We start from the raw sequence: 24,000 nt of genomic DNA on the forward strand, positions 1-24,000 counted from the left end.
GTCACCGCAGCCGCGATCCGTGCCGCCGGCCGGGCGGAGGTGATCGGCGTCACCGGACCGCCCGGCGCCGGCAAGTCGACCCTGGTCTCCGCCCTTGCCGGCCATGTCCGCCGGTCCGGCCGCACGGTCGGCATCGTCGCGGTCGACCCCTCCAGCGCGGCCTCCGGCGGCGCCGTTCTGGGCGACCGCATCCGGATGTCCGCCCATGCCGGCGACGAAGGCGTGTTCGTGCGCAGCCTGGCCAGCCGCGGGCAGCTGGGCGGGCTGGCACTGGCCACCGCCCAGGTGGTCGACGTGATGGATGCCGCCGGTCGCGAGGTAGTGATCGTGGAGACGGTCGGCACCGGCCAGTCGGAGATCGCCGTCGCCGACCTGGCCGATTGCTGCCTGCTGGTGGCGCCGCCGGGACTGGGCGACGATGTCCAGGCGCTGAAAGCGGGGGTGCTGGAGATCGCCGACATCGTCGTGGTGAACAAGGCGGACCGTCCCGGCGCGGCGGAGACGGCGCGGGTGCTCGCCGCCCGCACCGGCCTGCCGGTGGTGCGCACGGTGGCGACCGACGGCAGCGGTATCGACGATCTGGCGCGGGCGATCGCGCGGCGGCAGCGCGCCGTGCCGCCGCATCGTGACGCCCCACCGCATCGTGCTGGCGGGCGCCTGCAGCGGGTCCTGCCCGCGCTGGCCGCCGATCATGCGCGCCGCGCCCTGCTGGCGGCGGACCCGGCCCTGGTGGAAGCGGCCGCCGCCCGCCTGGCCGCGGCGGAGGCCCCCCTGCCGGTCATCCTGGGCGACCTGGTGCGCCGGGCGCTGGCCGGCGCCGAGCCGCCGTCCTCCGGCGACGCGGGTTAGGCGGCGGCGCCTCCCGGCGGCGTCAGTTCCAGCCGTTGGCGATGGCCTGCGCTTCCTCCGCCGGCGACAGGTCGGGGCCCGACTGGGTCGGGTCGCCGGAATAGCCCGGCGCCCGGCCGCCCGGCGCACCCTGCGTCGCGGCACCCGCTGGGCCCTGTCCCTGAGCTGCCTGTCCCTGACCTGCCTGTCCCTGGCCGCCGGCCGGGCCGTTGTTCCCGCCAGGACCACCGGCACCGCCAGGGCCGCCGCCACCGCTCCCACCTGCGCCGCCCCCACCTGCGCCGCCGCCACCTCCACCGCCGCCACCGCCGCCACCGCCGCGGGCAGCGGCTGTTCCCGGGCCGAGGCCGGGCAGGCCGGGTGCTGTCGCCAGGGCGAGGCCCAGCATGGCGGCCAGGAAGCGACGGCGCCCACAGTCGGGCCGGGGACCGCGCCCATCGCTGCCAGGGGCGGCATTCGTCCGGTCAGTTTCTCGCGTTGGGCGCATGGTGCGGTGCGGTGGTTGCGGTTCCGTGTGGCGGGGGGCACAGTCCGCCGGCGGTGCCGGGCGGGGGGCCTGGCCCGCGGCGGTCCCGGGGGCGGTCCCGGGCCGGACCGTTCTCATGGTACCGACCCTGCTCCGTTCCTATCATGACCCATGCGATGACAACACGGCAGGGGCCTGCTTCCTTCCTGCCCCGGCGCTACGCCGGTGTGCGCGCCCGCGCCGCGCCGGGAAGGAATCCGCGCCGGGCGGGTTGTCCGGTCAGGAAGGAAGGGCCGGTATCGCCGCAGCCCGCGCGTTCGGGCATGCCTGTCCGGTCGCCCATGACGGAACCGGGCGCGATGGATGGGGGCGATGACTGACGAGGAGGCGCTGCGGCTGGAGATGGCGGCCCTGGTGCCGCGGCTCCGTCGGTTCGCGCTGGGCCTGACCCGTGCGGCGGACCAGGCCGACGACCTGGTCCAGGCGACCTGCGAGCGGGCGATCCGCGGCCTCGACGGCTTCACCCGGGGGACCCGGTTGGACAGCTGGATGTACCGGATCATGCAGAACCTTCACCGCAACGCGCTGCGCGACCATGCCGTCCGGGCCCGTCATGCCACGCAGGTCGGCCTGCAGGGCGAACCCAGCCTGGACGGCGCCGGCGCCGCCCAGGTGCGGGCGGACCTGCAGACCGTGGGCGCCGCGCTGGACCGCCTGGACCCGGAACAGCGCATGGCGCTGATCCTGATCGGGGTGGAGGGCTTCTCCTATCAGGAGGCGGCGGAGATCATGGAGGTGCCGGTCGGCACCGTGACCAGCCGTCTGGCACGGGCGCGGCTGCGCCTGCGCGCGGCGCTGGAGGATGACGGCACGGGCGGCGGTCCCGGTGCCGGTCCGGCGGACGGGAAGGAAGAGTGAGATGAGCGTCGACCGGCCGGACGAAGACCTGGCGGCGCGCCTCGGGGCCTATCTGGACGGGGAGCTGCCGCCGGACGAAGCCGCGGAGGTCGAGGGGCTGCTGTTCCGCGATGCCGCGGCGGGGCAGCTCTACCGCGGCATGAAGGCCGACCGGGCGCTGCTGTCGGCGGACCTGAACGCCGCCGCCAACCGGCCCGCCGGCGACCTGCTCGCCGTCATCGACAGGGAGTTCGCGGCGCGGAAGGACGCGCCTGCCGGCGGCGCGGCGGCCCCGCGCGGCCGCGCCTGGCGGCCGCAGGGCGCGGCGGCGGCGGACGTGCTGGTGGTGGTGATCGGCGGCGCCGGCTGGTGGACCGAATACCGCATCGGCAACGCGATGATCCGGCTGGAGGCAAGCCACGAAACTGTACGGGGCGAGATCCAGGCCGCGGTCAGCCGGGCGCTGGAAACCCAGGTCAGCGGCCAGACCGTGGCCTGGTCCGGCGACGGCATCAGCGGCGAAGTGACGCCGGTCCGCACCTATCGCAGCGCCAGCGGCGACTGGTGCCGGGAATATCTGCGCTCCACCCGCCTGCAGGGGCGCGAGCTCTCCGTCCGCGGCCTGGCCTGCCGCAATGCCGATGGCGTATGGGTCACGGTAAGGGCGGAACCGGTGGAAAAGGCCGGGGATGCGGCCTCCGGCGGAACGGACGGGCAGGAAAGTCTCTGATCCGGAACGGCCGGCGCGACCCGCCGGCCTGCAATCCTGTGCGCGGGGGGCGTCTCATCCCTTCCGGCGCTGCTGCCCGGCGGCCTCGCCGCCGCCATCCTTCCCCCCGGCCCCTTTCTTCCCCTCGGCCCCGGAGGCCGGATGCCGACTGCGCTCCCGCTTTTCTTCCTGCCGGGCGCCGGGCGGGCGGCGGGTGGCCCGCTGGGCGGCATCGTAGTCGCTATCCGCAAGGTCCAGGTCATAGGCGGTGCCGGTCCTGCGATGCTCCTTCGATTCGTCCTGCCGTCGCAGCGCACAGGGCTGCTCCAGAAGGCTGAAGGTCTTCGCATTGTCGTTGCTGGCCATTCCTACTCTCCCCCGAGCCTGCCATGTGCCGGCCGTGGCTCGCAGACGAAATCCGCATCCTGCCGCCGCGCGGGATCTGCGGTCCGCAACAGGATCGGCCATCCCGGACGGACACAGGGTCCCGAAACGGGACGGCTGGCCATCGACGATGCAAAAGAAAGGCCCGCCGCATCGCAATGACGCCGCGGGCCGAGTCAGAAGGGAGGAAGAACGAGGCTGATTAGACCATGGGGGATATTGCCAAACCGTTACGCTCTGGCGCGTTCTTCATGGCAGGTCGTCATCGCCGCCGGTTTCCGCCCGTCCGTCTTCTCCGGTCGTCGTGCGACTTCGGGACGGCTCCGTCGCGTCTGCAGAAACGTTGAGCGTCCGCACCGGCGGCCGGGGGAAGGGCGGACCCGACCGCCGCGCGGGCCAGGAAGCGTCGGCCGCTCCCGTCCTGCCGTTCCGACCGCCGATGTCGGACGCTCTGCCTCGACAACCCGGCTTCCGTCTTCTTCTTCCCGCCGGATCGTCTTTTTTTGCGATGACGGCAAAATAATTTTGCGGCGGCACTTTTTCGGGCGGCGCGCGAATCGGTTGCACGCATCTGCACGAAAGGTTACGAGGATTTCATCCGGTACAACCGGACAATGGTCTCCCCTGGGGTCTCCCCCGTTTCCTGTCCGTCGCGGATCGCATCCGCCGGTCAGCCGGCTCGCCCGAGGGGGAGATGTTCCTTTGGCACAAACAGAGATTCCGTCCCGTGAACATACAAGTCCCATCCCCGGCGCCCGCGACGGGCGCAAGCGGGTTGGGGTCCGGCACCCTGCCGGGTCTCCGCTCGCAGGTCACCAGCATCACCCGGTCGCATATCCGCGCGATCGCGGAGCTGGGGGCGGCGATGGAGGATGTCGTCCCGCTCTGGTTCGGTGAGGGCGACACCCCCACGCCGGAATTCATCCGAGCTGCGACCGCGGAATCCCTGGCGCGCGGCGAGACCTTCTACACCCCGAACCGGGGCATCGGTCCGCTGCGGCAGGCGATTGCCGACTATCTCACAGGGCTGCATGCCCGGCCCGTCGCGCTGAACCGGGTGACCGCCACCCTGTCCGGCATGAATGCCATCATGCTGGCGATGCAGACGATCGTGGATCCCGGCGACCGGGTGGTGATCGTGGCGCCGGTCTGGCCGAACGTGCGCGAAGCGGTCCGGGTCCTGGGCGGCGAGCCGGTGGAGGTGCCGCTGGCGCGCGATCCCGACAGCGGCCGCTTCAGCATGGACCTGGACCGGGTCCTGGATGCCTGCGATGCGCGGACCAAGGCGATCTTCGTCAATTCGCCGGGCAATCCGACCGGCTGGGTGATGCCCGACAGCCAGGTCGCGGCGCTGCTGGACGCGGCACGCGCGCGCGGCATCTGGGTGCTGTCGGACGAGGTCTATTCGCGCCTGGTCTATGACGGCAGTGCGCATGCCCCCAGCTTCCTGGACCATGCCGCGCCGGACGACCCGCTGATCGTGATCAACTCCTTCTCCAAGGCCTGGTCGATGACCGGCTGGCGCCTGGGCTGGCTGATCACGCCGCCCGGGCTGGGCGACCTGCTGGGCAAGCTGACGGAGTTCAACGTGTCCTGCGCCACCACCTTCGTGCAGCATGGCGGCATCGCCGCCCTGCGCGGGGGCGAGGGCTATGTCGCCGGACTGGTGGCCCGCTACGGCCGCGCCCGCCGCACCATCGTGGAAGGGCTGTTATCGATGCGCCGGGTCCGGGTGGCGGAGCCGGAGGGCGCCTTCTATGCCTTCTTCAGCGTCGACGGCGAGAGCGACAGCGTCGCCCTGGCCTATCGCCTGCTGCACGAGGCGCGGGTCGGCCTGGCGCCGGGCCTCGCCTTCGGCAATGGCGGCGAGGCGCATCTGCGGCTCTGCTTCGCGGCCTCCGACACCCTGCTGAACCGGGCCCTGGACCGCCTGCGTCCCGTTCTCGACGCCTGATCCCGTTCCGGGCCGGCCGGCCCCCCTTGCCAGCGCCGCGCCGAGCAGGCAAAGGTGCATGCGCACATTTGCGGCCGGCGCCGGCGCTGCAGGGGGCGCCGGGGCACGGGCATACCCGGCCTTCCGGCCGGCCAGGAGCCTGCGACCGGCAGGCCCGGAATTCTGTGAGGAGGAGAGAGCCATGAGAGAAGCGGTAATCGTTTCGACCGCGCGCACGCCGATCGGCAAGGCCTATCGCGGCGCCTTCAACAACACCCACGGCGCCACGATGGGCGGCCATGTGATCAAGAACGCCGTGGAGCGCGCGCATGTCGCCCCCGACGAGGTCGAGGACGTGATCCTCGGTGTCGCCAATCCCGAAGGCGCGACCGGCGGCAACATCGCCCGCCAGGCCGCGCTGCGCGCCGGCCTGCCGGTGACCACCAGCGGCACCACCATCAACCGCTTCTGCTCGTCGGGCATGCAGGCGATCTCGATGGCGGCGCAGCGGGTGATCGTCGACGGCGTGCAGGTCATGGTCGCCGGCGGCCTGGAATCGATCAGCCTGGTGCAGAACGAGCACATGAACATGTACCGCGCCCGCGAGGAATGGCTGGCGGAGCATGTCGAGGGCCTGTACTGGCCGATGATCCAGACCGCGGACAATGTCGCCCAGCGCTACAATGTCAGCCGCGAGACGCAGGACGAGTATTCGCTGCAGAGCCAGCAGCGCACCGCCGCGGCGCAGCAGGCCGGCCGCTTCGACGACGAAATCGTGCCGATGACCACGACCAAGATCGTCACCGACAAGGCGACCGGCGCGACCAGCGAGGAAGAGGTCACCCTCGCCAAGGACGAGGGCAACCGTCCCGAGACCAACCTGGAAGGGCTGTCCGGCCTGAAGCCGGTCGCCGGCGAGGACAAGTGGATCACCGCGGGCAATGCCTCGCAGCTGTCCGACGGCGCGTCGGCCTGCGTGGTGATGGACCGCAAGCTGGCGGAGCAGCGTGGCCGCGACATCCTGGGCGTCTATCGCGGCCTGGTGGTCGCCGGCTGCGAGCCCGACGAGATGGGCATCGGCCCGGTCTTCGCGGTGCCGAAGCTGCTGGAGCGGCACGGCCTGAAAATGGACGATATCGACCTGTGGGAGCTGAACGAGGCGTTCGCCGTTCAGGTGGTCTATTGCCGCGACCGTCTGGGTATCCCGAACGACAAGCTGAACGTCGACGGCGGCGCGATCTCCATCGGCCATCCCTACGGCATGAGCGGCGCCCGCATGGTCGGCCACGCCCTGATCGAGGGCAAGCGCCGCGGTGCCAAGTATGTCGTCTGCACCATGTGCATCGGCGGCGGCATGGGCGCGGCGGGCCTGTTCGAGGTCGGCTGAGCCTCGCGTTCCGCATCTTCGAAGGAAGGGGCCGGCGGATCGCCGGCCCCTTTTTTTGATCCCTCAGAGCAGCCCGGCCGGCGGAACCTGCAGGCCCGGCTCCGCGCTGCCGCTGATCGAGAGCTGAACCTCGCGGCCCAGCACGTCCTGCCAGGCCGTCATGCCGAAGCCGCTGCGGTCGATCGCGCCCGAGGCGCTGAACTTCAGGCGTGGCGCCGTCGCGCCGGGCGCCGTCTCGGTCCACAGCAGGATGGCGAAGTCCGCGGGCCGGGTGACGCCGCGGATCGTCAGGTCGCCATGCAGCCGGGCATGGCGGCCGTCCAGCCGCTCAAGCCGGCGGGAGACGAAGCGGATGCTGGGAAAGCGGTCCGCGTCGAAGAAGTCGACGCCGCGCAGCTCCTGCTCGCGCCAGGCCCGCTCCTCCTCCGCCCCGGCGACCTCGACGCTGCCCGCGTCGATCTCCAGTTCCACCCGGCCCGACAGCTGCGCCCCCTCGTCCAGCGCGATCAGGCCGCTGAACGTCGCGAAGCGTCCCTCGGTGGTCCGCAAACCGCCCCATTCCTCGACCGAGAAGGTGATGTCCGAATCGCCCGGGATCAGGTGATAGACCCGGTCGGTGGCCAGCTCTGCGGCGCTGGCGGAGGGCAGGGAGGCCGGCAGTACCGGCGCGGCGAGGATCCCTGCCGCCAGCAGCACCGCTCGCAGCATTCCTGGACCGGTCCACCCCCATACTCTCGTCTTGGGGCGGGCAGGATGCGGCATTGCTGCGCTCACTCGGCTGCCTCGCATCTTCACGCCCGACAGTATAAGAGGATTCGCAGAGAAAGCGCCCCCGCCGGCGCGCACAAATACAAGGGAGGAAGGTCATGCGCCCGGTCCTGCGCCACCCAGATCTGCATCCGTTTTCCGGCCTCGACATGGCGGCGCTGGTGGATGACCGTGCCGCACGCTGGGGCGACAAGCCGTTCCTGATCTGGGAACCGTTCTCGGGCCCGGCGGAGAGCGTCAGCTATGCCGCCTTCCGCGACCGCACCATGCGCCTGGCCGCCGGCCTGCACGGCCGCGGCCTCCGCGCCGGCGACTTCCTGCTGATCCATCTCGATAATTGCCTGGAGACGGTCCTGGCCTGGCATGCCTGCGCGCGGCTGGGCGTCGTGGCGGTCACCACCAATGCCCGCTCCGCCGGTGCGGAACTGGCCTATTTCGCCGAGCATTGCGGTGCCGTCGCCGGGATCACCCAGCCGCGCTTCGCCGGCCTGGTGGCACGGCATTGCCCGGCCCTGAAATGGCTGGCGGTGACCGCGACGGACAATGGCGAGGCGCCGGAGCCGGGCAGCGAACGCCCGGCCGACGCGACGATGCCGGTCCTGCCCTTCGGCGACCTGGACGGCGACCCGGCCGGCCTGCCGGCGCGGGCCGTGGACCCGATGGCGCCGATCTGCGTGCAGTACACCTCCGGCACCACCTCGCGGCCGAAAGGGGTGTTGTGGACCCATGCCAATGCGCTGTGGGGCGCGCGGATCAACGCCGCGCACCAGACCCTGCGCGCCGACGACGTGCACCTGACCTTCCTGCCGCTGTTCCACACCAACGCGCAGGCCTATTCGGTGCTGTCCAGCCTCTGGGCCGGTGCCACCGCGGTGCTGCAGCCGCGCTTCTCCGCCAGCCGGTTCTGGCCGGTGGCCCTGAAGCATGGCTGCACCTGGTGCTCGATGGTGCCGTTCGTGAACCGCGCCCTGGCGGCGCAGCCGGTGCCGCCCGACCACCGCTTCCGGCTGTGGGGCAATGCCGCCTGCCTGGACACCGCGCCCGCCTTCGGCGTGCCGACGATGGGCTGGTGGGGCATGACGGAGACCCTGACCCACGGCATCGTCAGCGATCCGGCGCATCGCTATGCACCGGAGGCGATCGGCCATCCGGCGCCGGAATACGAGATCGCGGTGCTGCGCGACGACGGCACCCCCTGCGGCCCGGGGGAGGCCGGCCATCTGCGGATCCGCGGCATTCCCGGCCTGTCGCTGTTCCAGGAATACCTGAACAACCCGCAGGCGACGGAGGAGAGCTTCGACGCCGACGGCTTCTTCATCACCGGCGACCGGGTAATCCGGATGCCCGACGGCGCGATCCGCTTCGCCGACCGGGACAAGGACATGCTGAAGGTCGGCGGCGAGAACGTCGCCTCCTCCGAGATCGAGCGGGTGATCCTGACCGTGCCCGGGGTGGAGGAGGTCGCGGTCGTGGCGCAGCCCGACCCGATGCGTGACGAGGTGCCGGTGGCCTTCATCCTGCCGGCGGCCGGCGCGGCGCGGGCGGAGATGGAGCAGGCGGTGCTGGCCACCTGCCGCGACGCCCTGGCCGATTTCAAGGTGCCGGTGGCGGTGCACCTGGTGGACGAGATGCCGCGTTCCACCCTGGAAAAGATCGCCAAGGCGGAACTGCGCAAGTGGCTGTCGGCGACCTCGTAGAGCATCTTGTTGAAATCGATCAAATTATTGCCGCTCGGATGATTCCATCCGAGCGCAAGTTGATCTAGCCGCCGCTGCCTGGCTATTGCCGAAAGGTCAGGGTCGGCGCGATCAGATAGACGGTGCCTTCCGGGCTGATCGGTGCATGGATGGTCAGGCGCAGCCAGAGTTCTACGGCGTTCGTCGAAGCAGCGGTACGCAACGTCACCGCATGGCGCACCGGTTCGGGATCGAGCGTCTTTACCGGCGAGTCGACGACGGTGACATTGTCGAAAGCGTAGAGGCTGGCGCCGCCGAATGTCATCTTCGGGACGGCCGCCAGCTGTGCGGAGAACTCCACCGTGCCGCCGGCTGTGCCGGCAGGCAGGGCCACGGAATGACCCAGCCGCCAGTCGACCTGCCGGAACGGTGCTTCCGGCAGCTTCTCGACCCGCAGCAGGCAGGCCGGGAGCCGCTGCCCGGAGACCTCGTAGGTGCCGGCTTCGAAGGCGATTCTCGGTCCTTCGCCCTCGGGGTCGGATATGAAGGCCCGCCACTGCACCTGTCGCGACGCGGCACCGGGTTCCTGCGGGTGCCGTATGGTCAACGGGCATGACGCTGCCGTCTGGATCGCGGCCTGCTCCTCCCGCAGCAGGACGCTGCCGCCCAGGAACAGGGCAAAGCCAAGGACGACCGCGGCGATCGTCGCAAGGGTGACCCGCAGCATCTACTGGGACAGTCCGGGCGGGGAGGCAGCCGCGTCGGGCAGCAGTCCGGCATCTGCCAGCGCCGTCTCTATCGCACGGGCATAGACCTCCATCCCGAACCGCGAGGGGTGATGGTTGGTCGGCGTGATGGACATGCGCAGCGGGTCCGGCAGGTTGCCGATCACCGGCTTGAGTTCGATCACGCGATCCGGTGCGAGGGTCCGCAGGTCCGACCAAAGGGCAGCCTGGCGCGGGCTGATCTGATACCCGGCCGGCAGTTCCGGCGCGATCGGCAGGTGGATGAACGCGAAGGGGATTCCGCTGGCCTTCAGCGCGGCGAAGTCGCGCGCGAACCGCGGGTCCTGGTCGTAGGCGGTCGCGTCGTAGCGGGGCACGGTCCAGGGTTGCGGCGTCAGGATCTGTCGGAACGGATCCTGATGGAGCAGCAGTGCGATGACGAAGGAATGATCGATGCTCAGCAGATCGAATTCCCGTCGGGCCGCCTGCTCGGCGATCTGGTCGAAGCGCCGTTCCAGTTCGGCCGCCAGAGGATCCTCTCCGCCCGCTTCCAGGGCGGTGCGGCACCAGTCTGCCGTGGCCCGCGGTTCGACGAGGGTGATGTCCTGTGCGCGCGACAATGGCGGGTCGGGATCCGGGCGGTCGGTCACCAGGATGCGTCGGAAGCCGGACTTCTCGGCAACCGTGCGCCAGATCCTGGCGCGGTCGAGGTCATCGCTGATGAAGGTGAAGAGGACCAGGTCGGGTTGCCATTCCGGCACGGTGGCCGCCGCCAGGTCCATCATCTGCAGGATGCCTGTGCCGTCCCGTCCGAAGTTCACGACATGGGCCGGCTTGCCCAGTGCCGCCGTCAGCCTGCGCTGAAGAAGGGCGGGAAAGGTGACGCCATCCACGATGAAGGCGGGGAAGCTGTCGCCGAACAGCAGGATCTTGAATGCCGCGCTCTGATAGTCGCCCGTGATCGGGCCGATATTGCCGCGGCTGTTGATCTCGCGTTGCAACGTGCAGTCGCTGACCCGTCCGTCCTTCAGGTTCGTGACGTGAATCGCGCGATCGGGCGGATAGACATAGCCCAGCTCGGAATCGTATTCCCAACGGGAGGCATCAAGAACACCGAATCGGGGCCCCTCCGCCAGCGCGGTCCCCGCCGGTGGCTCGACCGACAGATAGACCCGGTACATCGCTTCGACGGCCAAGAACCCGACGACCAATCCTACCAGGATCGACAGGGCGAGCTTCAATATCTTCATTTTTCAATATTTACGAGATGATGGAGCAGATATTCCTCCGATACCGTGTATCGGTTACATCATGTCGCCGGCCGTGTGCAACCGCGCCGACCGGTATTCCTGCGGTCCCTGCCGCAGCGCAGGGCGGCTGTGATGCCGCGCTCAGTCCGCCATCAGGTCCAGCCGCGGCTCGGCGACGGTCAGGATCACCGGCGCGCTGATGGCGCCCTGATAGGCCAGCCGGTACCAGATTTCGACGAAGCCGGTGCCGGGTGCGAGTTCGGTCTCGACCTCCACCGGCAGCCAGCTTCCGCTCAGAGTCTCCAGGCTCTGACCCCGCACCTTGCTGCCGTCGTAGAGATAGATGCTGCCGCCGTTCAGGGTCGCCGCATGGTCGGGCTGGACCAGGGCGCGGAAGACCGCTTTGCCGCGGGGCGCGTCGGGCAGGCGCGACAGGTCGAGCCGGAAGCCGACCCGCCAGTCCGTTTCCGCGAAGGGCGGTTCCGGCACCGCCTCGACGGCCAGGATGCAGGCCGGCACCTGGCGGCCGTCCGGCGCCGCCACCTCGACATTCCGCACGGCGACCTCGGGCGCCCTCCCCTGGCCGTCGTTGCGCACCACCTGCCAGCGCAGCTGCGGTGGGGCCAGCCCTTCGGTATCCGGTCCGGCGGCCGGCCGCACGGCGCCGCTGCCGGCGCTGATCGCCAGCGGGCAGACCGGCTGCGCGGCGAGCGCCGCCTGGGCCGCGCGGATCTGTTCCTCGGTCTGCAGGCGCAGCCGCGGCTGATGGACCATCCACCATGCCAGGGCCAGCAGGCCCGCGAACATCGCGACGAGGATAAGGGGACGGACTGCTTTCATGCCGGGACGGGCTCCAGGGCCGGATCGCGGAGTCGGATGCCGGCGGCGGGCGAAGGAGGAGGGCAGGCCGCGCGCCCACCTGTCCGGGCGGGCTGCGGCCGGGCGCGCCTGTCTAGCACGCCGGGCCGGGGCGGCAACATGGCCGGCCGGCCCTACTGCGCCCCTGCGGCCTGCGGTCGCGGCCCGAGCACGACTTCCGGCGCACGCATCTCGATCCGCCCGGCGGGCGTGACCGGGGCTTCGTGGCTCAGCTGCAGCCACAGCCGCAGGGTGGTGGTGCCGGGCGGCACGGTGACCGTCGTCTCCACCTCCCGCCAGCTACCGTCCAGTTCGGTGATCGGCGTGCGCCCCTCCACGCCCTGGCCGGTGACGACCAGCGCCGCATCGCCCAGCCGCATCGCCGGTTCGGCCCGCAGACCGGCGCGGAAGGTCAGGCTGCGGTCCCAGTGGTCGTCGCCGAAGAACAGGTTATGGCCGATCCGCCAGTCCAGCCCCGCCACCGCCTGGTCCGGCGCCTGGGTGATGTCGAGCAGGCAGACCGGGGTGCCGTCGGCGGTGGCCGCAGCGGAGACGGAGACCTGCAGCGGCGGCGGCGGGCGGTAGACCCGGAAGATCTGCCACAGCGGCGCCTCCCAGCCGGCCTCGGCGTCCGGCATGCGCTTGCGGAACGGGCAGCGGACATCGCTGCGGCCCAGGATCTCGCCCGGCGCGGCGACCGGCGGCGGCACCGGGCGCTCGAGCGCGTCCGGCACCGCCGGGAGAATGCCTTCCTGCGCCAGGATGCGGGTGATGCTGTTGGCATAGACCTGCATGCCGAAGGGCGAGGGATGGTGGTCCGTCGGCTGGTGCGACATCGCGAAGGGTTCGTCCAGCGGCGGCACGATGAAGTCGGCCAGGCGATAGGCCGGCCGGCCCAGCGCCTCCTCCAGCGAGGTCCAGAGCGCCGCCTGGTTGCCGACCAGCATCGCCTCGCCCTCCACCAGTTCCGGCGCGATCGGCAGGTGGATCAGGACGATCGGCACGCCGGCCTCGCGCAGCCGCGCCAGGTCGGCCGCAAAGCGCGGGTCGTCCCGGTAATCGTCCAGCGCCACCCGCGGCAGGCGCCAGACCCCCCCGGGGCTGGTGCGGGCGAAGGCATTGCCCTGCAGGATCCGGCTCGCCACGAAGGAATGGTTCAGGCTCAGATAGTTCGGCGTCGCGCGCTGGGCGTCGCGGCGCATCCGCAGGTAGCGGGCGTTGAGGGCGGTGAGCTCGGGCGCCGTGCCGCCCGCCGCCAGGGTCTTCTCACACCATTCCGGGCTGGCTTCGGGAAACAGCACGAAGGCATCCGTGGCATTGCTCAGCCCGGGGCTCGAATCCGGCCGGTCGGTCACCAGCAGCCGGGGTTCGCCGTCGATGCGGGTCGGCACCCGCCAGATCCGCACCCGGTCCAGGTCGTCGCTGATGAAGGTGAAGATCACCAGGTCCGGCTTCCAGCGCGGCACCATTTCGGCGGCCAGGTCGAACATCTGCAGGATGCCGGTGCCGTCGCGGCCGAAATTCACCACATGGGCGTCGATGCCGGCCTTCTCCTGCAGCACCTGCTGCAGCTTCGAGGGGAAGGTCTCGCCGTCCAGGATGAAGGCGGGAAAGCTGTCGCCGAACAGCAGGATCTTCAGCGCGGCGCGGTCATAGTCGCCGCGGATCGGGCCGATATTGCCGCGCGCGTTGATGGTGTCGATCTGGTCGCAGCTGGTCAGCCTGCCGTCGGTGACCGAGCCGATCAGCAGCTTCCGCCCCGGCGGGTAGGTATAGCCGAACGCCTCGTCATACTCCCAGTGGGACCGGTCGTAGAAGCTGAAGGTCGGCGGCGCGTCGCCGGTGGCGGTGACCTTCGGGACCGGCGAGGCGAGCCACAGGTAGGTCCGGTAGGCGGCCTCGACCAGGACCAGGCCGACGAGGACCGAGACGGTCAGCAGGAGAGTGTTGAGGAGGAAGGTTCGGGACATGATGCGTGGCAGAACGGTGCAATGATGGCGCGTGACCGGCAGGCCGGCGGTGCGGCCGGCGGCGGACTCGCGAAGCCGCGATATTGCCGGCACTGCCGCGTCTTGGTAAAGCAGCCGCCGGGACCGCGCGGCGAAGCGCCGCCGCGCGGAACCCGCACTGGTTGCATTTATGGCGCGCCAGCCTGCGTTAGTTGAAGCTCCCATACCTTTCGGCAGAGGAAGCGTCGAGCGTGAAACAGGAAAACCTGCACGAGGACCTGCGGCGGGAAGAAGAGGTCAAGGGATCCTCCAACCGCGGCTTCGGCCAGGTCTTCGCCGCGTTCTGCGCCATCGTCGCCGCCTTCAAGGGCTGGCACGAATCGATCTGGGCGCTGGCCTGGCTGGCGGCCGCGATCGGCTTTCTCGCCGCCGCCTATCTCGCCCCCGCCCTGCTCGCGCCGCTGAACCGGCTGTGGACGAAGTTCGGCCTGCTGCTGTTCCGCATCATCAATCCGGTCGTGATGTTCCTGGTCTACCTGATCTGCATCGTGCCGATGGGCGTCGTGATGCGGCTGTTCGGCTGGGATCCGATGCGCCGCCGCTTCGATCCGGAGGCCGGCAGCTATTGGATCCCCCGCGACCCGCCGGGACCGCCGGCGGACAGCATGAAGAACCAGTTCTGAGGCAGAAGGGCGGCGTCCGTCCGGACGGGCGGCCCGCGAACGGGTGCGCATGACCAAGAAACGCCTGCTGATCGCCCTGCCCGGCCTGGTGATCGTCCTGCTGTTCGCGCTGTTCCTGCTGCAGGACGACCGCGCCGACGGCCGCCAGGCGGCGTGCGGCCTGGGACTGGGGCCGAACCTGCGCGCCGCCCTGGGGGCGGAGGCGGGCGGGTCCGCCATGTGGCAGGTCTATGCCCAGGACGGGCGCGGCATCGCACCGGATATCAGGGTCGCCGCCCTGGACGACGCGCAGCCGCCGCCGGCGGGCGCCGGCCGTGGCTGCGCGCTGGAGGTCGTGGCCCTGTCCCCCGACGGCACCCGCGACACCGACTGGCGGATCGGCCACAGGATCGACCTGACCGCGCTGCAGGGCCGGACCCTGCGCGCGACCTTCTACCTGCGGGCGGCGCAGCCGGCACGGCTGCCGGAGGCGGAGGTCTACCTGCATGACGGCAGCACCGTGAGGGGGGAGCCCACGCATCGGATCGACACCGACTGGACGGCCCATACGGTCACCCTCGACACGGCGCCGGACGCGACGGAACTGGAACTCTGGTTCCGGCCCTTCCACGACACCGGCACCGCCCGGCCGGCCCGCAATACCCTGTTCCTTGCCGTCGCACTGAAGGAATACACCGCCGACGACCGTGCCGTGGAGGATGCCGCCGCCCTCTATTCCAGCGGCCAGTATCGCCAGGCGGAATGCGCCACCGGGCTGCCGCCGGGCATCGCCGCAACCGCAGGCACGGCTGCGGACGGGGCAGGCGGCGCCGCCGCGCCGGACCTCTGGGTGACCTATGCGACCGCCGGAACCGGGCCCGAACCGGGGATCGCCGTGACGGCAGCGGCTGCCGGCACGCCGGGCTGCCGCCTGATCCTGAGCGACGCCGGCCCGGCGCCGGGGGCGGCAGGTCGCGACCTTCGCATCGGCCGCGCGGTGCCGGTGGCGGACCTGCGCGGCCGCCGCGTGACCTTCGCGGCCGACCTGCGGGCCGACCGGCCGGCGCGCCTGGGCGACGCCTATCTCTATGTGCATGACGGCCGCACCACCTCCGCCACGCGGGTCCGGACGGTCGGCACCGACTGGAGCCGGGTCGCGGTCGAGCATCCGGTGCCACCGGATGCGCCTGTCCTGCAGGTCTGGCTGCGCCTGCTGTTCGGCGATGCCGCCGTCGAGCCGGGCGACCTGCAGCTGGACTTCGCGCCGCAGGTGACCCTTGCGCCCGCACCCTGACGGGTTTCCGCCGCGGACAACCTGCCACGACAGAGGATCGGCCGCCTGCGATGAGTGAGAAACGCCCGACCCGCGCCGGTGCCATCGCCGGCACCATCCTGCTGGCCGCGATCAGCGTCGTCCTCGGCCTGCTGCTCTGCGAGATCGGCTATCGCGCCTTCGTCTACGCGCAGCAGCCGGAGCGGTTCGAGGATCGCACCGAACTGCCCGACAGCATCAGCGTCTACGACCGCTCGCTGTGGCATTTCGACGAACGCCACGGATACATCTATCCGCCGGGGGTGGAGGTCGGCGTCACCACGGTGGAGGATGGCGTCGTCGCCAGCTGCGGCGTGATCTCCTACATCAACGCGCAAGGCAATGTCGGGCCGCCGATGGACCTTCATGCCGATCCCGACTTCACCATAGCGGTGTTCGGTGATTCCTGGACCGCCGCCTACGACCGGGGCAAGACCTGGCCGCACCTGCTGCAGGAGCGGCTGGAGGAGCGCACGGGCCGCAGCTTCAACGTCTACAATTTCGGCCGCGACGGCACCGGACTGATCCATATGATGCGCCAGGCGGAGGAGCAGCTGCCGAAGCTGAAACCCGACCTCGCCATCATCGCCTTCATCACCGACGACATCGACCGCCAGATGTTCTGGCGCACCGAGGCACAGATCGACGGCGAACTGCGGGCCCTCACCACCCTGGACCCGAAGCCGGTGCCCGACCCGGCCCGCTCCAGCGACACCGTGGTGGTCGTGGCCGATGCCAGCCATGACTGGTGCACGCGCACGATGGGCAAGCGCGACGAGACGGTGGAGAAGATCGAACGCGTCTACCGGCAGCGGAAGGCGAACGCGGCTTCCGGCCAGGTGACGGCGAGCCTGACCACCCTGGCCCATTCCTATATCTGGAACCAGGTCGTGGAGGGCGATCCGCTGGCCTTCGCCCGGCCGCGGTTCCGCGCCTCCCAGAACCCGCGCATCAGCGCCTGGGGCTTCGAGGAACTGGAGGGCTTTCCGGAGACCGTCGCCGCCGTGCTGGCGAGCGGCGTGCCGGTGCGCCTGGTGCATCTGGCGATCTACCCGGAGATCCTGGAGGGCAGGGAATACCTGATCTCCGCCCAGCAGCAGCGGCTGCTGGACAGCCTGCACGCAATGTTCGGGCAGGAGGCGGCGATGACCCTGCCCCATGCCGATCCACCGGACGACCTGATGAGCATCAACAAGTCGGAGACGGATTTTCACCCCTCCCTGCGCGGCATGGAGTTCTACGGCGATGCGGTGGCGGACATCCTGATCGACGAGGGCCTGGTGCCGACGCGCGAGAATCCCGCCCCGACCGCGCTTCCCGGCGGCGGCTGAACCTCCGGCTGTCGATTCCGGCCGGCAGCCGCCCTTGCCTGGCGGACGCGCATCCGCCACCTTCGGCACCGTGTTCGCGGGGCCCCCGCCGGCCGATCGCCGCCGACGGGCTTGTCCCCTGGCATGGGATCGGACATACAGACGCCAGAAACCGATACGCGCGGCGACCGGGGCCCTGCGGTTCCGGGCCGGCAGCGCGCCGTTCCCGAGGACGAAGATGAGTTTCATTGCCGAGTTGTGGGCGTTCATGCGGGCGCGCAAGAAGTTCTGGCTGCTGCCCATTCTGGTCGTGATGGCGATCTTTGGCGTGCTGATCGTGCTCACGAAGGGAACCGCCGTCGCGCCGTTCATCTATACCCTGTTCTGACCGGCTGTCGGCCTGCCCCCACCGGGGGGCGGGCCGGGCCGGGGAGTGATGCCAAGGTGATCATCCTCGGACTTTCCGCCTTCTACCATGACAGTGCGGCCGCCCTGGTCCGCGACGGCAGGATTGTCGCAGCGGCGCAGGAGGAGCGCTTCACCCGGAAGAAGCACGATGCCGGCTATCCAAAGAACGCCATCGCGTTCTGCCTGAAGGAGGCGGGAATCGCGCTGGGCGATGTCGATCATGTGGCGTTCTACGACAAGCCGTTCCTGAAGTTCGAGCGCCTGCTGGAGACCTACCTGGCCTTCGCGCCGCGCGGCTTCACCAGCTTCCGCATGGCGATCCCGCTCTGGCTGCGGGAGAAGCTGTTCCAGAAATCCCTCCTGAAGGACCAGCTGAAGGAAGTCGAGAAGGACTTCGACTGGGAAAAGAAGCTGCTGTTCGCGGAGCATCACCTGAGCCACGCGGCGTCGGCCTTCTTCCCCTCGCCGTTCGAGGACGCGCTGGTGCTGACCATGGACGGGGTCGGCGAATGGGCCACCACCTCCGTCGGCACCGGCCGCGGCAACAGCCTGCAGATGGAGCGGGAGATCCATTTCCCGCACAGCCTGGGCCTGCTCTATTCCGCCTTCACCTACTATACCGGCTTCAAGGTCAATTCCGGCGAGTACAAGCTGATGGGCCTGGCGCCCTATGGCGACCCGGTCTATCGCGACCTGATCCTGGACAACCTGGTCGACCTGAAGCCGGACGGCAGCTTCCGGCTGAACCTGGACTATTTCGACTATTGCACCGGCCTGCGCATGACCAACGCGAAGTTCGACGCGCTGTTCGGCCATGCCTACCGGTCGCCGGAAGGCCAGCTCGACCAGCGGCACATGGACCTGGCCGCGTCGATCCAGGCGGTGCTGGAGGAGATCGTGCTGCGCCTCGGCCGCTCCCTGGCGGCGGAGACCGGGATGCGCAACCTATGCCTGGCCGGCGGAGTTGCCCTGAACTGCGTCGCCAACGGCAAGCTCCTGCGCGACGGCGCCTTCGACCGGATCTGGATCCAGCCGGCCTCCGGGGATGCCGGCGGCGCGCTGGGCGCCGCCCTGGCCGGCTACCACATGCATGCGGGGCAGGCGCGTCGCCTGAACGGCGGCATGGACGCGATGGCGGGCAGCTATCTGGGTCCGCACTACGACACCGCGGAGATCCAGGAGCGGCTCTCTGCCGCGGGCGCCCGCTTCACCACCCTGGACGACGATGCGCTGGTGGCCGCCACCGCGGATGCCCTGGCGGACGAGAAGGCGGTGGGCTGGTTCCAGGGCCGCATGGAGTTCGGCCCGCGCGCCCTGGGCGGACGCTCGATCATCGCCGACCCGCGCAGCCCGTCGATGCAGAAGACCCTGAACCTCAAGGTGAAGTACCGGGAAAGCTTCCGCCCCTTTGCGCCGTCGGTGCTGCGCGAGGATGTCGCCGACTGGTTCGAACTGGACGACGACAGCCCCTACATGCTGCTGGTCGCCGACGTGGTGGAGAGGCGGCGCCGCCAGATGACGGCGGAGGAAAGCGCGCTGTTCGGCATCGACAAGCTGAACGTGCCGCGCTCCGACATCCCGGCCGTCACCCATGTCGACTATTCGGCGCGGATCCAGACCGTGCACCGGGAGACCAATCCCCGCTATCACGCGCTGATCACCGCCTTCAAGGAACGCACCGGCTGCCCGGTCCTGGTGAACACCAGCTTCAACGTGCGCGGCGAGCCGATCGTCTGCACGCCGGAGGATGCCTTCCGCTGCTTCATGGGCAGCGAGATCGAGCTGCTGGCCGTCGGCAATTGCGTGCTGCGCAAGGAGGACCAGGATCCCGCGCTGAAGCTGGACTACACGTCCGCCTTCGAGCTGGACTGAGCGGCGCGCGGGACGGAACGGGCGCCCGCCGTGAGCCGCCGCCGGACCGCCGCGCTCGCGGCGGCGACCATCGCCATCGCGGTCCTGTTCTCCGCCCTGGCGGCGGAAATCGCCTATCGCGGCTGGATCTACCTGTCGAACCAGCAGAACTTCGCCCGCCTGGCGCAGGGCGAGGGGCTGACGATCGGTGTCTACGACCGCTCCCACTGGGAATATGACGCCCGGCACGGCTTCCGCTACCCGCCGGGCCGGAAGATCGCCTACAGCCATATCCAGCATGGCCGCCTGACCGGCTGCGCGATGCTCGACACGATCAATGCGCGCGGCAATATCGGCCCGATCCGCGGCGACTATGACAGCGCCGACCTGAAGGTGCTGGTGTTCGGCGACAGTTTCCCCGCCTTCATCCGCGACGGCATGACCTTTCCGGCGAAGCTGCAGGACGAACTGGCCGCCCGCACGGGCGAGGATGTGCATGTCGTCAATTTCGGCCGCGACGGCACCGGGATCCTGCAGATCGTCGACCTGGCGGCGGACAGGATCGCGGAATGGCGGCCGGACCTGGCGGTGATCACCTTCACCACCGACGATCTCAGCCGGGTGCGGATCTGGCGCGCGGTGACGGAGATCGACGGCCAGCCGCGGGTCCTGACGACGACGGAACCCGATCCCTCGCCGACACCGGAGAGCGGTGCCGACACCTATCTGCTGGAGCCGCGGGCGGATGCCGCATGGTGCCAGGAGACCGTGGCGAAAGGCGGCGAGGGGCCGCTGGTCGACAGCCTGATCGAACGCTACGGCAAGCTGGCGCAGCAGGCCAACTACACCATGGGCGGCCTGACCGATCCGACCCGGTCGTTCCTGCTGTCGCGGCTGCTCTATGGCGACCCCTTTGCCGATGGCGCGCGCTTCCAGGTGCCGCGGCTGCGGATCGACGACTTCATGGAGGATCCGGGCTTCCGGGACTCGATCGCCCGGATCCGCGACAGCGGCGTGCCCTTCGTCCTGGTGCACCTGCCGATCTATCCGGAGGTTACCGACGGCATGGCGCCGCAGTTCCGCGGCCCCGACGCCGCATTGTGGGACAGCCTGGAGGCGGCGGCCGGCCAGAAGGTGCGCAGCCTGCTGTCGGTCTGGCCGGAGGACCTGGAGGATCCGGCCCGGATCAACAATGCGCCGACCGACTACCATCCCTCGCCTTTCGGCATGCAGGTGATCGCCACGGCCATCGCCGACATCCTGCAGCGCGACGGGCTGCTGCCGGCCGGCAACCCGGCTGTGTCCGGCGGGCGCGCGGAAGAACCTTGAACGCCGATCCCGCATTCACTATGGCTAGGCGCCCTCCCGCGGCCCGGCGGCGATGGCACCGCCCCATCACGGATTACAAGCAGTCTCCATGACCCATCAGGACAAAGGGCTTGCCGCCGTCGTGGAAAGCGGCCTGCGCTCCAACCATCGCGGCTTCCGCGACCAGTTCGCGACCGGAAACCTGTCCGAGGCGCTCTCTCTGCTGGGCCTCCAGGTCCCGGCGGGCACGGAGGCCGGCGTCTTCTGGCGCGACGTCGCGGAGGCGCTGACCGGCTTCGGCTGCGATGCGCTGGCCGTCCCGGCCTTCGAGCAGGCGCTCGGCCGGCTGCAGGGCGAGGACCTGGCGGTGGCGACGGCCGGCTACGGGCTCTGCCTGATGAGCGCCGGCCAGGCGGCGCAGGGCGAGGTCGCCTGCGGCCAGGCGCGCGGCAGGGCCCCGCACCTGCCGGTCACCCATATCGCCCTCGGCCGTGCCCGCCTGGTGCGCGGCAAGGTCGACGGGGCTGAGACCGTCATCCGGCATGCCTTGAAGCTGGCCCCCGGCGAGCCCGCGGCGCTGGCCGCCCTGTCGGCGGTGATGGCGCGGCGCGGCCAGGCCGCGGATGCGCTGCGCCTGATCGACGAGGCGCTGGCGGCCCGGCCGGGCCATCCGCGCTTCCGTCTGCAGAAGGCGCGGATCCTGGCGGCTACCGGCGACTGGCCCGCGGCGGAGCGGGAGGCGCGGCAGGTCGCCGCCGCATGGCCCTGGTCGGGCGGCGCGCAGCGGATCGTCGCGCAGGCGGCGCTGATGCGCGGCGATGCGGCGGCGGCGATCCCGCCGGCCGCACAATCGGCCGCCCTCTCGCCGGAGGATCCGGAGGCCTTCGCGCTGTGGAGCGAGGCGCTGCGCCTGACCGGCCAGGCCGGCCAGGCCGCGCAGGCAGCCCGGCGCGGCCTGCAGCGTCACGGCAATGCGGCGCGGCTGCACGCCGCCCTCGGCCTGGCGCTGATGGCGGCCGGCGCGCCGGCCGACGCGGCCACGGCGCTGCGCGAGGCATCGCGCCTGGCACCTTCCGACCAGGTGCTGGCCGGCAACCTGCTGGCCGCGCTGGCTGCAGCCGGCGACGACGGCGAGGCGGCGGAACGCGGACAGGCCCTGCTGGCACGGGACGACCTGCTGCCGGCGGTGGCACAGGAGGCACGCCTGCTGCTGGGCCGGGTCCTGCTGGGCCAGGGCCGGGCGGCGGAGGCGCGCGATGTGCTCGTGCCGCTGGTGGAGGGTGCGGAACGGACCGATCTGGAAGTGGCCCTGCTCTACGCGCGGGCGCTGCGCCATGCCGGCGAGCGCGCGAAGGCGCTGGCGGTGCTGCGTCGGATTCTCTCGGTGCAGCCGGGCAATGCGGCGGCCGCGTCGGAAGTGGCGGGGCTCGCCTCCGCGGTGCGCGACTGGGACGCGGCCGAGGCGGTGCTGCGGCGCGCCCTTGAGGCCAATCCGGGCAGTGCCGACATGTGCGGCCTGCTGGGCGAAGTGCTGCGCCGCTCCGGCCGCGCGGCAGAGGCCCTGACCTGGTACCTGAAGGCGCACCAGCTGGTGCCGCAGGACTGGCGTCACAAGCGCGCCTGCGGCGAGGCGCTGACCGTGGTGCATGCCAGCGAAGCGCGGGTGGAACTGGAATCCCTGACCTCGCGCGCGCTGGCGGAGGCCTGGGCCCGGCCGAAGGACCTGGCGCCGATGGCGGTCAGCCTGCTGCAGCGTTCGCCGAAGACCGCCTGGATCTTCGAGCCGGCGCACGCGCCGCAGCCGGACGATCTGCATGCCGCCGCCGGGGTGACCCTGCTGCAGCGGCTGCTGCGGGCGACCCCGGTGCCCGACTGGGCGTTCGAGCGGTCGATGGTGCGTCTGCGGCGGCACCTGCTGGACCGCGCTATGCAGGGCGGCACGGCCTTCGCGGACCATTGGCTGCCGCTGGCCGCCTGCCTGGCGGACTATTGCTGGCTCACCGACTACGCGCTGGAGGAGACGGCGGAGGAATCGTCGCGGCTGGAGGCGCTGGGCCAGGCCCTCGCGGAGGCGGTTGCCGCGGGCCGGCAGCCGCCGGCGGTGCAGGTCGCCCTTGCCGCGGCCTATCGCAATCTGGGGCGGCTGCCGCAGGGGGACCGCCTGCTGGCGGCCGACTGGCCGGACTGCATGCTGCCGCTGCTGCGCCGGCACCTGGCGGACCCGCCGCGGGAACGCCAGCTGGCGGCGGAGATCCCGGCCCTTTCCGAGATCGCCGACCCGGTGTCGCGGCAGGTCATGGCGCATTACGACCGCGCGCCCTATCCGCGCTGGTCGTCGGTGCCGGTGCCGCCGCCCGCGGCGCGCCAGCAGCGCAATGCGCCGCAACCTCTCCAGGCGGTGCTGCGCAGCCGCTTCCCGCTGCTGCCGGCCGCGCTATGGCCGGCGCCCGGTGCGGGGGAGATCCTGGATGCCGGCTGCGGCACCGGGCAGCTCACCCTGGAGCTGGCCGCCACCTATGCCCATACAGGCTATACCGCCATGGACCTGTCGCGGCGGGCGCTGGCCTATGCCCAGCGCAAATGCGCCGAGGCCGGGGTGGAGGGCATCCGCTTCCTGCAGGGCGACATCCTGCAGCTGGCGGGCACGGAGCAGCGCTTCGACCTGGTCAACGCGATCGGCCTGCTGCACCACCTGGCCGACCCGATGGCCGGCTGGCGGGCCCTGACCGGCGCCACCCGGCCCGGCGGGGTGCAGCGGATCGGCCTCTATTCGCGGCTGGGCCGCACGCCGGTCGCGACGGCGCGCCGGATCCTGGCCGACCTGGTGCCGGCGCAGCCCGACGACGCCGCGCTGCGGGCCGCCCGGCCGCGCCTGGTGGAGGCGGTGGATGCGGAGACCCGCGCCGTGATCACGCGGGCGCCGGACTTCTTCGCCCTGGGCACCCTGCGCGACATGCTGCTGCACGTGCAGGAGCATGTCTTCGACCTGACGTCGATCGCGACGATGCTGTCGGTGCAGGAGCTGGACTTCCTGGGCTTCGACCTGCCGGACCCGTCGCTCTATGCGGCCTATGCCGCGTTCGCGCCGCACGACCCGCAGATGCGCGACCTGGAAAGCTGGGCACGGTTCGAGGCGGAAAACCCCTCGACCTTCCGCGGCATGTACGTCTTCTGGGCGCGCAAGCGCGAGGCTTAGCGGCGCCACAGTCATGATCGTCATCCCCGCCCTCGAGGCGGGGATCCATTCCGCCAGCCTTCAAGCTGCCGCGCGGCAAGCGGAATGGCTTCTCGGGTCAAG

19 protein-coding genes are annotated in these 24,000 nt (G+C 70.8%); 13 read left to right on the top strand and 6 right to left on the bottom strand.

The genetic code is table 11. From position 1 onward, the window contains the following. The 3 genes from ACFOGJ_RS24750 to ACFOGJ_RS24760 form a co-directional block, all read left to right on the top strand. Positions 1-849: ArgK/MeaB family GTPase (locus ACFOGJ_RS24750; protein WP_379905690.1), on the top strand; the 849-nt coding region annotated here is incomplete at its 5' end. An 838-nt stretch (positions 850-1,687) separates the two neighbouring features. Beyond that, the gene (locus tag ACFOGJ_RS24755) at positions 1,688-2,233 is read left to right on the top strand and encodes an RNA polymerase sigma factor (RefSeq protein ID WP_379905692.1); all 546 of its coding nucleotides are present in this window, start codon (positions 1,688-1,690) and stop codon (positions 2,231-2,233) included. 1 nt (position 2,234) lies between these two features. Then, positions 2,235-2,942: a zf-HC2 domain-containing protein gene (locus tag ACFOGJ_RS24760; RefSeq protein ID WP_379905694.1), complete on the top strand. Its 708-nt coding sequence runs from the start codon at positions 2,235-2,237 to the stop codon at positions 2,940-2,942. 54 nt (positions 2,943-2,996) lie between these two features. Here ACFOGJ_RS24760 and ACFOGJ_RS24765 read toward each other — a convergent pair whose 3' ends face one another. Beyond that, a complete protein-coding gene (locus ACFOGJ_RS24765) occupies positions 2,997-3,287 on the bottom strand; it encodes a hypothetical protein (RefSeq protein ID WP_379905696.1) in 291 nt (96 codons plus the stop codon). A 793-nt stretch (positions 3,288-4,080) separates the two neighbouring features. Here ACFOGJ_RS24765 and ACFOGJ_RS24770 point away from each other — a divergent pair. Together ACFOGJ_RS24770 and ACFOGJ_RS24775 are read left to right on the top strand one after the other, a co-directional pair. Beyond that, complete coding sequence (locus ACFOGJ_RS24770; RefSeq protein WP_379905698.1) at positions 4,081-5,259, top strand: pyridoxal phosphate-dependent aminotransferase; 1,179 nt, start codon at positions 4,081-4,083, stop codon at positions 5,257-5,259. A gap of 181 nt (positions 5,260-5,440) precedes the next feature. Further along, the gene (locus tag ACFOGJ_RS24775) at positions 5,441-6,625 is read left to right on the top strand and encodes an acetyl-CoA C-acyltransferase (protein ID WP_379905700.1); all 1,185 of its coding nucleotides are present in this window, start codon (positions 5,441-5,443) and stop codon (positions 6,623-6,625) included. A 63-nt stretch (positions 6,626-6,688) separates the two neighbouring features. Here ACFOGJ_RS24775 and ACFOGJ_RS24780 read toward each other — a convergent pair whose 3' ends face one another. Beyond that, positions 6,689-7,333 (bottom strand): YceI family protein, encoded by a 645-nt coding sequence (locus ACFOGJ_RS24780; protein ID WP_379905702.1) that lies wholly within the window; start codon positions 7,331-7,333, stop codon positions 6,689-6,691. A 158-nt stretch (positions 7,334-7,491) separates the two neighbouring features. Here ACFOGJ_RS24780 and ACFOGJ_RS24785 point away from each other — a divergent pair, with 158 nt between their 5' ends. Beyond that, positions 7,492-9,090 (top strand): AMP-binding protein, encoded by a 1,599-nt coding sequence (locus ACFOGJ_RS24785; RefSeq protein ID WP_379905704.1) that lies wholly within the window; start codon positions 7,492-7,494, stop codon positions 9,088-9,090. A gap of 82 nt (positions 9,091-9,172) precedes the next feature. Here the strand turns inward: ACFOGJ_RS24785 and ACFOGJ_RS24790 are convergent, their stop codons facing one another. The 4 genes from ACFOGJ_RS24790 to ACFOGJ_RS24805 form a co-directional block, all read right to left on the bottom strand. Then, positions 9,173-9,796, bottom strand: coding sequence for a hypothetical protein (locus tag ACFOGJ_RS24790; RefSeq protein ID WP_379905705.1), 624 nt, complete (start codon positions 9,794-9,796; stop codon positions 9,173-9,175). Beyond that, the gene (locus ACFOGJ_RS24795; RefSeq protein ID WP_379905706.1) at positions 9,797-11,035 is read right to left on the bottom strand and encodes a hypothetical protein; all 1,239 of its coding nucleotides are present in this window, start codon (positions 11,033-11,035) and stop codon (positions 9,797-9,799) included. It abuts the gene before it with no gap. 150 nt (positions 11,036-11,185) lie between these two features. Then, positions 11,186-11,884 carry a hypothetical protein gene (locus ACFOGJ_RS24800; protein WP_379905707.1) on the bottom strand — a complete coding sequence of 233 codons (699 nt, stop codon included), beginning with the start codon at positions 11,882-11,884 and terminating at the stop codon, positions 11,186-11,188. Between the two features lie 152 nt (positions 11,885-12,036). Beyond that, positions 12,037-13,872 carry an SGNH/GDSL hydrolase family protein gene (locus tag ACFOGJ_RS24805; protein WP_379905708.1) on the bottom strand — a complete coding sequence of 612 codons (1,836 nt, stop codon included), beginning with the start codon at positions 13,870-13,872 and terminating at the stop codon, positions 12,037-12,039. A gap of 230 nt (positions 13,873-14,102) precedes the next feature. Between ACFOGJ_RS24805 and ACFOGJ_RS24810 the strand changes: the two genes are divergently transcribed. The 7 genes from ACFOGJ_RS24810 (at position 14,103) to ACFOGJ_RS24840 (ending at position 23,898) form a co-directional block, all read left to right on the top strand. After that, on the top strand, positions 14,103-14,534 hold the full coding sequence (locus ACFOGJ_RS24810) for an SxtJ family membrane protein (protein WP_379905709.1): 432 nt from the start codon (positions 14,103-14,105) through the stop codon (positions 14,532-14,534). 49 nt (positions 14,535-14,583) lie between these two features. Next, positions 14,584-15,807 carry a hypothetical protein gene (locus ACFOGJ_RS24815; protein WP_379905710.1) on the top strand — a complete coding sequence of 408 codons (1,224 nt, stop codon included), beginning with the start codon at positions 14,584-14,586 and terminating at the stop codon, positions 15,805-15,807. A gap of 50 nt (positions 15,808-15,857) precedes the next feature. Continuing rightward, positions 15,858-17,156 carry an SGNH/GDSL hydrolase family protein gene (locus ACFOGJ_RS24820; protein ID WP_379905711.1) on the top strand — a complete coding sequence of 433 codons (1,299 nt, stop codon included), beginning with the start codon at positions 15,858-15,860 and terminating at the stop codon, positions 17,154-17,156. 217 nt (positions 17,157-17,373) lie between these two features. After that, positions 17,374-17,523 carry a DUF5989 family protein gene (locus ACFOGJ_RS24825; RefSeq protein ID WP_379905712.1) on the top strand — a complete coding sequence of 50 codons (150 nt, stop codon included), beginning with the start codon at positions 17,374-17,376 and terminating at the stop codon, positions 17,521-17,523. Positions 17,524-17,579: 56 nt separating this feature from the next. Further along, on the top strand, positions 17,580-19,415 hold the full coding sequence (locus ACFOGJ_RS24830; protein ID WP_379905713.1) for a carbamoyltransferase family protein: 1,836 nt from the start codon (positions 17,580-17,582) through the stop codon (positions 19,413-19,415). Between the two features lie 30 nt (positions 19,416-19,445). After that, complete coding sequence (locus tag ACFOGJ_RS24835) at positions 19,446-20,723, top strand: SGNH/GDSL hydrolase family protein (RefSeq protein WP_379905714.1); 1,278 nt, start codon at positions 19,446-19,448, stop codon at positions 20,721-20,723. Between the two features lie 88 nt (positions 20,724-20,811). Further along, entirely contained in the window at positions 20,812-23,898 is a 3,087-nt protein-coding gene (locus tag ACFOGJ_RS24840; RefSeq protein ID WP_379905715.1) for a tetratricopeptide repeat protein, read from the top strand. Positions 23,899-24,000: the final 102 nt, after the last annotated feature.

The organism is Marinibaculum pumilum, assembly GCF_042646425.1.
In the GTDB taxonomy this organism is placed as follows: domain Bacteria; phylum Pseudomonadota; class Alphaproteobacteria; order Ferrovibrionales; family Ferrovibrionaceae; genus Marinibaculum; species Marinibaculum pumilum.